This window comes from uncultured Aquitalea sp., from assembly GCF_945957525.1.
In the GTDB taxonomy this organism is placed as follows: domain Bacteria; phylum Pseudomonadota; class Gammaproteobacteria; order Burkholderiales; family Chromobacteriaceae; genus Aquitalea.
The window spans coordinates 23627-34312 of record NZ_CAMFLA010000030.1; the positions used below are offsets into that span (position 1 = coordinate 23627).

General features: G+C 59.7%; 9 protein-coding genes. 3 read left to right on the forward strand and 6 right to left on the reverse strand.

From position 1 onward, the window contains the following. Positions 1-104: 104 nt before the first annotated feature. Genes murA through Q0P52_RS18940 form a run of 5 tightly spaced genes read right to left on the reverse strand, consistent with a single transcriptional unit; the run spans position 105 to position 3988 of the window. Positions 105-1358, reverse strand: coding sequence for a UDP-N-acetylglucosamine 1-carboxyvinyltransferase (gene murA, locus Q0P52_RS18920; RefSeq protein WP_293766199.1), 1254 nt, complete (start codon positions 1356-1358; stop codon positions 105-107). A 9-nt stretch (positions 1359-1367) separates the two neighbouring features. Then, entirely contained in the window at positions 1368-1616 is a 249-nt protein-coding gene (locus Q0P52_RS18925; RefSeq protein ID WP_293766198.1) for a BolA/IbaG family iron-sulfur metabolism protein, read from the reverse strand. A 24-nt stretch (positions 1617-1640) separates the two neighbouring features. Continuing rightward, entirely contained in the window at positions 1641-2396 is a 756-nt protein-coding gene (locus Q0P52_RS18930) for an ABC transporter permease (protein WP_293766197.1), read from the reverse strand. Then, a complete protein-coding gene (locus Q0P52_RS18935) occupies positions 2396-3298 on the reverse strand; it encodes an ABC transporter ATP-binding protein (RefSeq protein WP_293766196.1) in 903 nt (300 codons plus the stop codon). The genes Q0P52_RS18930 and Q0P52_RS18935 overlap by 1 nt, the downstream gene beginning before the upstream one ends. Before the next feature lie 42 nt (positions 3299-3340). Further along, positions 3341-3988 carry a TetR family transcriptional regulator gene (locus Q0P52_RS18940; protein WP_293766195.1) on the reverse strand — a complete coding sequence of 216 codons (648 nt, stop codon included), beginning with the start codon at positions 3986-3988 and terminating at the stop codon, positions 3341-3343. 326 nt (positions 3989-4314) lie between these two features. Here Q0P52_RS18940 and Q0P52_RS18945 point away from each other — a divergent pair, with 326 nt between their 5' ends. Genes Q0P52_RS18945 through Q0P52_RS18955 form a run of 3 tightly spaced genes read left to right on the forward strand, consistent with a single transcriptional unit; the run spans position 4315 to position 10060 of the window. Beyond that, positions 4315-5511, forward strand: a complete 1197-nt coding sequence (locus tag Q0P52_RS18945) for an efflux RND transporter periplasmic adaptor subunit (protein WP_293766194.1) — start codon at positions 4315-4317, stop codon at positions 5509-5511. A gap of 15 nt (positions 5512-5526) precedes the next feature. After that, the gene (locus tag Q0P52_RS18950; RefSeq protein WP_293766193.1) at positions 5527-8670 is read left to right on the forward strand and encodes an efflux RND transporter permease subunit; all 3144 of its coding nucleotides are present in this window, start codon (positions 5527-5529) and stop codon (positions 8668-8670) included. After that, a complete protein-coding gene (locus Q0P52_RS18955; RefSeq protein WP_293766192.1) occupies positions 8663-10060 on the forward strand; it encodes an efflux transporter outer membrane subunit in 1398 nt (465 codons plus the stop codon). Before Q0P52_RS18950 ends, Q0P52_RS18955 begins: the two co-directional genes overlap by 8 nt. Before the next feature lie 56 nt (positions 10061-10116). Here Q0P52_RS18955 and Q0P52_RS18960 read toward each other — a convergent pair whose 3' ends face one another. Then, positions 10117-10509 carry a DUF5329 domain-containing protein gene (locus Q0P52_RS18960; protein WP_293766191.1) on the reverse strand — a complete coding sequence of 131 codons (393 nt, stop codon included), beginning with the start codon at positions 10507-10509 and terminating at the stop codon, positions 10117-10119. Positions 10510-10686: the final 177 nt, after the last annotated feature.

Consider the following 10686-nt stretch of genomic DNA (forward strand, 5'->3'; position numbering starts at 1 on the left):
GGAAAAACAGGTTTCCTGACAATAGTTAAAAATCCGTCGCGTAGCATAAATGATAAAAAAGGCAGCCCGCAGGCTGCCTTTTGCACGACAAGGTTGTAAAAGCGTCAGCTGATGCGCTCGATTTGCGCACCCACCATGCCAAGCTTCTTCTCGATATTCTCGTAGCCGCGGTCCAGATGGTAGATGCGATCGATGATGGTCTCGCCGGTGGCGACCAAGCCGGCCAGCACCAGACTGGCCGAGGCGCGCAAGTCCGTGGCCATCACCGTCGCCCCGGACAGTTTCTCGACGCCATGAACGATGGCGGTATTGCCCTCCACCTCGATGCGCGCACCCATGCGATTGAGCTCAGGCACGTGCATGAAGCGGTTTTCAAAAATGGTTTCAGTCACAACACCCGCGCCCTCGGCAATGCAGTTGAGCGTCATCAATTGCGCCTGCATGTCCGTGGGGAACGCCGGATAAGGCAAGGTACGCACATTGACTGCCTTGGGCCGGCGCTTCATGTCCAGCGAGATCCAGTCGTCGCCGCACTCGATCACCGCACCGGTTTCGGCCAACTTGTCCAGCACCGAATCCATGCTCCACGGTGCGGCATTGCGCAGCACCAGATGGCCCTGAGTAATGGCGGCGGCTACCAGGAAAGTACCGGCCTCAATGCGATCGGGCATGATGGCGTAGTGGCAACCGTGCAGCTTGTCCACCCCCTCCACCACCAAGCGATTGGTGCCGATGCCGCTGATCTTCGCGCCCATTTCCACCAGGCATCGCGCCAGATCGGTCACTTCCGGTTCGCACGCGGCGTTTTCAAGAATGGTGGTGCCTTCGGCCAAGACAGCGGCCATCAGCAGGTTTTCCGTGCCCCCCACCGTCACCATGTCCATCACGATATGCGCGCCGCGCAGGCGCTTGGCGCGAGCCTTCACGTAACCGTGCTCGATCACCACTTCTGCTCCCATGGCGACCAGGCCCTTGATGTGCTGATCCACGGGCCGGCTGCCGATGGCGCAACCGCCAGGCAGGGACACGGTGGCTTCGCCGAAGCGGGCCAGCATCGGACCCAGCACCAGGATGGACGCGCGCATGGTCTTCACCAGATCGTACGGTGCCACCAGGCTGTCCAGATGATCGGCGGTGATTTCCATTTCGTGCACATTGTCGGTCATCACGCGCACGCCCATGCCTTGCAACAGCTTCTGGGTGGTGGAGATGTCGCGCAGCATCGGCACGTTGGTAAAACGCATGGTGTCCGCAGTCAGCAGGCTTGTGCAGAGGATGGGCAGCGCGGCATTCTTGGCGCCGGAAACGCGGATTTCGCCGTTCAGCGGGCCATTGCCGATAATTTTCAGTTTATCCATGGGGGATCATTAACCTTGCAGTTTTTCCCATTCGTCCGGCGTAGCCGCCTTGACGATGGAAAGCGCGTGAATTTCGTTGCTGGCCAGCCGGGTGGCGATCACTTCCTTCACCATGCGGTGGCGATCCACCAGACGCTTGCCGGAGAAAGCCGGCGACACCACGGTAGCGTAGAAATGGTGACCATCGCCCTCCACTTCCAGATGGGAGCAGTCGAGCCCGGCGGCGATGTATTGTTTAACCTGTTCGGCAGTCATCATAAGTAAAAATCCTGAAAACGCATCCTAATGGCGCAGCTTGTAGCCGGACTTGATCAGCCACAACGCCAGGCCGGAAAGCAAGAAGAAACTGCCACCCACCACAGCCAGCGACAACCAGGGACTGACGTCGGCCTGGCCGAAGAAGCCGTAGCGGAAACCGTCGATCATGAAAAACACCGGGTTGATGTGCGACACGGTATACCAGAACGGCGGCAGGCTATTGATGGAGTAGAACACGCCAGAGAGGAAAGTCAGCGGCATGATCAAAAAGTTCTGGAAAGCGGCCAACTGATCGAACTTTTCCGCCCAGATGCCAGCAATCACCCCCAGCGTGCCCAGTACGCCGCACCCCAACAAGGCAAAAACGAAGGCCCAGAGCGGATGCGCGGGCAACGGCAGTCCAAACCATGCCGTGACCAACAGCACGCCAAGGCCAACCGCCAGACCTCGTACGATGGCCGCCAACGTGTAGGCCGAGAAAAACTCCACGGCAGTCAGCGGCGGCAGTAGCAAGAACACGATATTGCCGGTGATCTTGGACTGGATCAGGCTGGAAGAACTGTTGGCGAAGGCGTTTTGCGCCATCGACATCATGGCCAGACCCGGGATCAGAAAAGCCGTATAGCTCACGCCCGGATAGGCTTCGACATGACGCGACAGAACATGGGAAAAGATCAGTTGGTACATCAGCGCTGTCAGCACTGGAGCAGCCACGGTCTGGAAGGACACCTTCCAGAAACGCACCAGCTCCTTGCGGAACAAGGTCATGAAGCCCTGCATCAGTTGGCGCCCTCCTGCATCATGCGTACGAAGACGCTTTCCAGATCCTGCTCGATCACATTGAGCTCCCGTACGGCCACGCCCGCTTCGCGCAGGGCGGCGAGCACGCCTTCCAGTTGCGACAACTCGCTCAGCCTGAGCACGACGCGCTTGTCTTCATCGCGCACCTTGAGGGCTTGCAAGGCCGCTGGCAACTCGCCCGCCAAGCGCAACGACACTTCGCGCTCCGCGCCGTGACGCAGCAATTTGCCTTTTTCCTCCAGCGCCACCAGCTTGCCCCGCTTGAGCATGGCGATACGATTGCAGAGCGTTTCGGCCTCTTCCAGATAATGGGTGGTCAGCACGATGGTGTGGCCGGCCTGATTCAGCTCCTGAACGAAAGCCCACAGGCTTTGGCGCAACTCCACATCCACCCCGGCAGTGGGCTCGTCCAGCACGATGACCGGCGGGCGATGCACCAGCGCTTGAGCCACCATGACCCGTCGCTTCATGCCACCGGAGAGCGCCCGCATGTTGGCGTTGGCCTTTTCGGCCAACCCCAGTTTGAACAGCAATTCGTCGATCCAGTCGTCGTTGCGGGTCAGTCCGAAATAACCGGACTGGAACTGCAGGGTTTCGCGTACCGACAGAAACGGATCAAACACCAGTTCCTGCGGCACCACGCCAAGACTTTTGCGCGCAGCGCGAAAATCGCCGACTACGTCATGGCCCATGATGCGAATGTCGCCGCAACTGGGGCGGGACAAACCCGCCATGGCGGAGATGAGCGTCGTCTTGCCCGCCCCGTTGGGGCCAAGCAAGGCAAAAAATTCGCCGGATTCGACGGTGAAGCTGACATCGTCCAGCGCCTGAAAAGCGCCGTAATGCTTGCTCACCGAGCGGATTTCAATGGCCGAAGGCATGTGGGTAAGGTTCTGGAAAAAAACGTCAATTATACCGCGAGCTCAGTCCACAGTGAAAAGATGTGCCATCACCGATGGCTGGAAAATCGCCCGGTAGACATACTGCAACAGCCGGTGCGATTTGCCCGCCAGATCCGCATGCTCGGGATCCAGCAACCAGCGATTGATCAGGCCATCGTGATAGGCCTGCACAGCCAGCGCCGCCTCCTGGCAATCCACATGCGGCAACAACAGGCCTTGCGCTTGCGCCAGCTGAAGAATGCCGCGCAAACATTCGCCGGACTCCCTCATGTGCGCCACGCACTCATCATGGATGGGTGCCAGCTCGTCAACGTGCTCGCTGCGCAGGAACAGGATGAGCAACACCCGGCGCAGCTGTGGAAGGGTGCTCAGCATGGACAGCAATGTGACGCTGTGGCGCCACAGCGCCAACGCAGGGTCCCGCTCCGCCGTCCGGGTCATTTCACTCTGAAAGTCGTCGAACAGCGGCGTAATGCGGTAAAGCAGCGCGCGGTATACGTCCAGTTTGTTCTGAAAATGCCAGTACACCGCGCCACGGGTCACCCCGGCCTCGGCTGCGATATCGGCCAGTGTCGTTTTCGAGACACCGCGCTCGCTGAACAGTCGCTCCGCCGCATCCAGCAACAAATTGCGGGTCTGCTCGGCTTCTTCTCGTGTTTTTCGCGCCATATTGAACAAAAACCTTCCTGTACAGTCTGTTGTTTTCTTGCTGCGGTATGCATAAGCAAACACTGATCATTTTACATACGGACGCGCATGTATGTAAAATTCACAATCCATGACGACAGTGCCATTCCGGCTTTAGCCACGAATCGTTGTAATTGAACTGAATCAGTCTTAAAACGATAGCAGCCTCAGAATAACAGCAACACGCATCAACCATCCGTACGGCATAATCAATCACAACACGCACAATACCGTCCGGATGGCACTTGCCGGCATGCACACCTCTGCCGGCTCCAAAGAAAACAATCAACCTCACGAAGGACACTTGTATGTCGATGCAATCCATGCACCGCCTGCAGCGCAGTGGAAAATGGCTCGTACTCTCCGCTGTCGCCGTCAGTCTCATGGCCTGCGGCCAGAAGGACGGGCAAGGCCAACAGGGGGCAATGCCGCCCATGCCCGTTTCGGTCATCAAGATCGAACCCTCCAACATCCCGGTTTCGTTTGAATATGTCGGCCAGGCCGCCGGTTCGCGCGAAGTGGAAGTGCGCTCTCGCGTTGGGGGCATCCTGCTGAAGCGAGCCTATACCGAAGGCAAGCCGGTAAAACAGGGCGACCTACTGTTCCAGATTGATCCGGCCACCTTCCAGGCAACCCTGGATCAGGCTGCAGCCACACTCAAGGTACAAGAAGCGCAGCTGGCCAACGCCAAGCAGAACTACGACCGCGTGATGCCGCTGTTCAAGGAAAATGCCGTCAGCCAGAAGGACCGAGATGACGCCGTCGCCGCCTTCCAGGGTGCCCAGGCTCAGGTAGCCGCCGCCAAGGCCAAGGTGCAGGAGGCGCAGATCAACCTGAACTACACCAACGTCACCGCGCCCATCTCCGGCATGACCAGCCAGGAAACCCGCTCCGAAGGCAGCCTGGTCACCACGACTGCAGACGGCAGCCTGCTGACCAAGATCTCCCAGCTGGATCCGATCTACGTCAATTTCAGCATGTCCGACAGCGACCAGATGGCGCTGCGCAAAATGCTGGAAGGCGGCAAGCTGAAACTGAATGCCAACGGTCATTTCAACGTATCGCTGAAGCTGGCTGACGGTACCACTTATGGCCATACCGGCCAGCTGAACTTCACCGACAACCAAGTGGACAGCAACACCGGCACCATCCGCTCGCGCGCCACCGTCGCCAATCCGCAGGGCAAAATCCTGCCGGGTCAGTTTGTCCGCGTAGTGCTGAACGGCGCGGAACGCACCAATGCCATCTCCATTCCCCAACGCGCGGTACTGACCACGCAGCAGGGCAAGATGGTGTGGGTGGTAGGCGAAGACAACAAGGCTCAGCCGCGCCCGATTTCGATTTCGCAAGACGTGGGACTGAACGTTCTGGTTGAGGGCGGCCTCAAGCCGGGCGACCAAGTGGTGGTGGACAACATCATCAAACTGCGTCCGGGCGCCACCGTGAAACCGCAGCCTTACAAGGCGGATGCCAGCGCGGCAGCCGGCGCCAAGAAACCGGCCTAAGAGGGGTTCCAGTCTATGTTTTCCGCCTTTTTCATCCGGCGGCCCATCTTCGCCAGCGTGATATCCATCATTATCATGCTGGCGGGTCTGGCCGCCATCAAGGCATTGCCCGTCGAGCAATACCCTGAAATCGTGCCGCCGGTCGTGCAAGTGAGCGCCTCCTATCCGGGCGCCTCGGCCGAAGTGATCGCCAACACCGTCGCCGCCCCGCTGGAGCAGGCCATCAACGGCGTAGACAATATGCTCTACGTGCAGTCGGTCAGCTCCAGTAGCGGCAAACTGGTGCTGAACGTGTCGTTCAAGATCGGCACGGACGCCGACCAGGCCACCATCAACGTCAACAACCGCGTGCAGTCCGTTACCTCACAGTTGCCCGAAGAGGTGCGCCGCCAGGGTGTCAACGTCTCCAAGAAGTCCAACTCCATCCTGCAGGTGATTTCGCTGTACTCGCCGGACAAGAGCTACGACACCCTGTACATAAGCAACTACGCGCTGCTGAACGTGGTGGATGAGCTCAAGCGGGTGCCGGGCGTGGGCGACGTGGTCAACTTCGCCGGCCAGGACTACTCCATGCGCGTGTGGCTGAAGCCGGATCGCCTGGCCCAGCTCAAGCTCACCCCCAGCGATGTTGCTTCCGCTATTCGCGAGCAGAACGCGCAGTTCGCCGCCGGCAAGATCGGCGCGGAACCGCTGAAGGGCAAGCTGGACTTCACCTACACCGTCACCACCAAGGGACGACTGTCCGAACCGGAGGAGTTCGAGAACATCATCCTGCGCTCCAACGGCGACGGCTCATCGGTACGGCTGAAGGACGTGGCCCGCGTGGAGCTGGGCGCGCTCTCTTACGACTTCAATGGCGTGCATAACGGTCGCCCCACCATCCCGGTAGGTATCTTCCTGGCGCCGGGTGCCAACCAGCTGGCTACTGCGCAAGCGGTGGAAACCGAGATGAAGCGGCTGTCGCAGAGCTTCCCCAAAGGCCTGTCTTACGGCATCCCGTACGACACCACCAAGTTTGTGGAAGTCTCCATCAATGAGGTGTATCACACCCTGGCTGAAGCCATGGTGCTAGTATTTGCCGTGGTCTTCCTCTTCCTGCAGAACTGGCGCGCCACGCTGATTCCCTGCCTGGCCGTGCCCGTTTCCATCGTCGGTACTTTTGCCGGCATGTATCTGTTCGGATTCTCCATCAACACGCTGACCCTGTTCGGCATGGTGCTCGCCATCGGTATCGTGGTGGATGACGCCATCGTGGTGCTGGAAAACGTAGAACGACTGATGTCGGAAGAAAAACTCACGCCGCGGCAAGCCAGCTTCAAGGCCATGGAAGAAGTGTCCGGCGCGCTGGTGGCCATCGTACTGGTGCTCTGCTCGGTATTTATCCCGGTAGCCTTCCTTGGCGGTATCGCCGGCCAGATGTACAAGCAGTTCGCCATCACCATTGCGGTATCGGTCACCATCTCCGGTCTGGTTGCCCTGACGCTGACGCCCGCCCTGTGCGCGCTGATTCTCAAGGAAGGCCATCAGAAGCCGGCCCGCTTCTTTGTCTGGTTCAACAACTGGTTCGACAACCTTACCAGTCGTTACACCTCGGGCGTGGCCTTCTTCATCAAGCGTTCCGCACTGGGCATCCTGCTGTTTGGCGGCCTGATCGTGCTGTGCATCGGCCTGTTCCGCACCATCCCCAGCAGCTTGGCCCCGGATGAAGATCAGGGCTACATTCTGGCGGTGGCGATTCTGCCGGACGGCGCTTCCCTGCAACGCACGGAAGCGACGATGAGCAGGCTGGACGCGATGATGGCCAGCAATCCGGCCGTGCAAGACCGCATGTCCTTCGCTGGCTTCGACATCCTTTCCGGCGGCAACCGCACCAACGCCGGCGTGTCCTTCATCACCCTCAAACCTTGGGACGAGCGCAAGACACCTGACCTGTCATCCCAGGCCGTGGTCAAGGACGTGTTCGGCAAAGGCATGATGGGCATCACCGACGGTATCGTGCTGGCCTTCAACCCGCCGCCGATCTCCGGCATGTCCAACACCGGCGGCTTTGAAGCCTATGTGCAGAACCGCAACGGCGCCAGCTCCACGGAGTTGGGCGAGGTGACGCAGAAGCTGATTCAGGCCGCCTCCAAGCGCCCTGAACTCAAGGGTGTCCAATCCACCTATTCGGCCAACGTGCCCCAGCTGTTCGTACAGCTGGATCGTGCCAAGGCCAAGTCCCTCAACGTGCCGATCAACACGGTGTTCGACACCATGCAAAGCACCTTCGGGGCCCTGTATGTGAACGACTTCAATAAATTCGGCCGTACCTTCCGCGTACAGCTGCAATCCGAAGCCGACTTCCGTACCAAGGTGGACGACCTGCGCAACATCTATGTCCGCTCGCAAGACGGCAACATGATCCCGCTGACTTCGCTGGTTACCGTACAGCAAACCACCGGCCCGGAAAGCCTGGAGCGTTACAACATCTTCCCGGCCGCCAAGGTGGTGGGTGGTCCCGCACCGGGCTATAGCTCGGGTGAGTCCCTCAATGCCATGGAAGCTGTCGCCAAGGAAGTATTGCCCGAAGGCTATACCCTAGCCTGGACCGGCTCCGCCTTCCAGGAAAAATCCAGCAGCGGCTCTTCAGTGATGGTGTTCGCGTTCGGCATGATCATGGTATTCCTGATTCTGGCTGCTCAGTATGAGCGATGGAGCCTGCCGATCAGCGTGCTGATGGCCGTACCGTTCGCGGTGTTCGGCGCGCTGATGGCCAACTGGCTGCGCGGGCTGGCCAACGACGTCTACTTCCAGGTAGCGTTGGTTACCCTGATTGGTCTGTCGGCGAAAAACGCGATTCTCATTGTCGAGTTTGCGGTACAGCAGATGGAAGAAGGACTGGGTCTGGTCGAAGCAGCGCTTGCGGCTGCGCGACTGCGCTTCCGCCCCATCGTCATGACCTCCCTCGCTTTCGTGCTGGGCTGCGTTCCGCTGGCCATTTCCAGCGGCGCCGGTTCGGCCAGCCGACACTCCATCGGCACGGGCGTGATCGGCGGCATGCTGGCGGCCACATTCATTGCCACCTTCTTTATCCCGATGTTCTTCATGCTCATCATGAAGCTCTCCAAAAACACAGAGCCCAAGGCGAAAGCCGAGGCAGGAGGCAACGCAGATGCTTAAGCGTGCCCTTATCCCCATGGCTGTCTCTCTGGCCCTCACCGCCTGCGCGGTAGGCCCGGACTACAGCCGCCCCAAACTCGATCTGCCACAGCAAGCGGCGTCGCCCGCCGCCGTGCAGCAGGATTGGTGGAAGCAGTTTGATGACGCCACGCTCAACAGCCTCATCGACGAAGCCGTGCAGCACAACAAGGATCTGGCGCAAGCACAGGCACAGGTGGAAGAAGCCGCAGCGCTGGCTGGCATTGCCCGGGCTCAGTTGCTACCCAGCATCAATGCCAATGCCGGCTATCAGCGCGGCCGATCCTCGGTAGAAACCACCACGCCAAGTACGCCACTGGTCGCCGATGTCCGTTCGGCCAACCTTACCGCCTCGTGGGAGCTTGACCTCTGGGGCAAGCTGCGTCGCAGCAGCGAAGCCGCCCGCGCCACGCTGGCAGCCAGCCGCTATACCCAGGATGCGGTGCGCCTTTCCATCAGCGCCCAGGTTGCGCAGACCTACTTCCAGCTGCGCGCGCTGGATGCCCAGCTCGATATCGCCAAGCGCACGCTCAAAAGCCGCGAGGAGTCGCTCAGCCTTCGCCAGAAGCGCTTTAACGGCGGCATGACCTCAGAGCTCGACCTGCGTCAAGCCGAGGCCGAGGCGGCCTCGGCGCGCGCCACGGTACCGCAACTGGCCAAGTCCGTCGACCAGACCGAAAGCGCGTTGGGCATTCTGCTCGGTCGCTCTCCCCGGGACTTGATTGACGGCACGGTGTCTCGCGGCAAAGCCATTGAGCAACTGCGCACTCCGCCAGCCATTCCGGCGGGGCTGTCTTCCAGCCTGCTGGAGCGCCGGCCGGATCTCGCCGCGGCGGAAGCACAGTTGATTGCCGCCAATGCGCGCATTGGCGTGGCCAAGGCAGCCTACTTCCCCACCATCAGCCTGACCGGAGCACTGGGGTCGCAGAGCACCTCGCTCGACAGCCTGTTTACCAGCCCCACTCGTACCTGGAGCTTTGTCGGCAACCTTGCCGCGCCGGTATTCAACTTTGGTCAAACCGGCATGAACGTGGACGCTGCCAACGCGCGCCAGAAGCAAGCGCTGGCACAGTACGAAAAGAGCGTGGAAACCGCCTTCAAGGAAGCCCGCGACGCACTGAGCGCCAACAGTACCGCGCGTCAGGTTCAGGAAGCGCAAATCACCCAGCTGACAGCACTCAACAAGGCGCTGCATCTGGCCACATTGCGTTACGACAATGGCTATTCCAGCTATCTGGATGTACTTGATGCCGAACGCAATGCCTTCCAGGCCGAGCTGAATCTGGTCAATGCGCAGCTGGATCGCCTCAACGCCTCCGTCAGCCTTTACAAGGCTTTGGGCGGCGGCTGGGAAGGCCCGCACGCCGACTGATATCGCCCCAAAGCAAAAGCCGCTACATGGTAGCGGCTTTTTTTGTCTCTACTTGCTCAGTGCGACTGGCGATACTGCTTCAGCGCGGCGTTCAGCCACACTCCCGACTCCATCACAGGCTGCCCGGGACAGGCCAGATGGTACGGCTTACCGGACAGATAGCTCTTGCTGGCAACACCCTGAATGAAATCCTCGGTAGTCTTCACGCGATCACCAGCTTTATCCAACTTCATCTTCAAGTGGTCCACGGCCGTCGCAGCGTCATACCAGCTCCCGCTGCGCTCGAACTTGCAATTCGACTGGCCAATCTTGCCCAGCAAAAAATTGATCTCCTTCCCCGGCACACCCTCGGGCATCGCCTCAGCTACCAGAGGCAACACGATTAACGCGCCCAAATACCAAAATTGTTTCTTCAACATGCTTCCTTCCAATAAGGTCTGATCAAGCAAGCCTGTATCCTGCCTGTACTGCACAAGCCTGACCAGCACTCATGGATGAACAAAGTTTGCCGAAGTGACTGGACTGCCCCGGCACCTGTAGGCATTCCGGCCTTATGATTGGACATCGGACCAATCACACACGTTTGCCGAAGAGTCTGGCAAGGAGGCCAAAGACCCGATGGGGAG

Bases quoted from the DNA above. Each gene is read 5' to 3' on its own strand.
- Q0P52_RS18925 (WP_293766198.1), bottom strand. From the start codon at position 1,616: ATGATGACTGCCGAACAGGTTAAACAATACATCGCCGCCGGGCTCGAC.
- Q0P52_RS18930 (WP_293766197.1), bottom strand. From the start codon at position 2,396: ATGCAGGGCTTCATGACCTTGTTCCGCAAGGAGCTGGTGCGTTTCTGG.
- Q0P52_RS18935 (WP_293766196.1), bottom strand. From the start codon at position 3,298: ATGCCTTCGGCCATTGAAATCCGCTCGGTGAGCAAGCATTACGGCGCT.
- Q0P52_RS18950 (WP_293766193.1), top strand. From the start codon at position 5,527: ATGTTTTCCGCCTTTTTCATCCGGCGGCCCATCTTCGCCAGCGTGATA.
- Q0P52_RS18945 (WP_293766194.1), top strand. From the start codon at position 4,315: ATGTCGATGCAATCCATGCACCGCCTGCAGCGCAGTGGAAAATGGCTC.
- Q0P52_RS18955 (WP_293766192.1), top strand. From the start codon at position 8,663: ATGCTTAAGCGTGCCCTTATCCCCATGGCTGTCTCTCTGGCCCTCACC.
- Q0P52_RS18940 (WP_293766195.1), bottom strand. From the start codon at position 3,988: ATGGCGCGAAAAACACGAGAAGAAGCCGAGCAGACCCGCAATTTGTTG.
- murA (WP_293766199.1), bottom strand. From the start codon at position 1,358: ATGGATAAACTGAAAATTATCGGCAATGGCCCGCTGAACGGCGAAATC.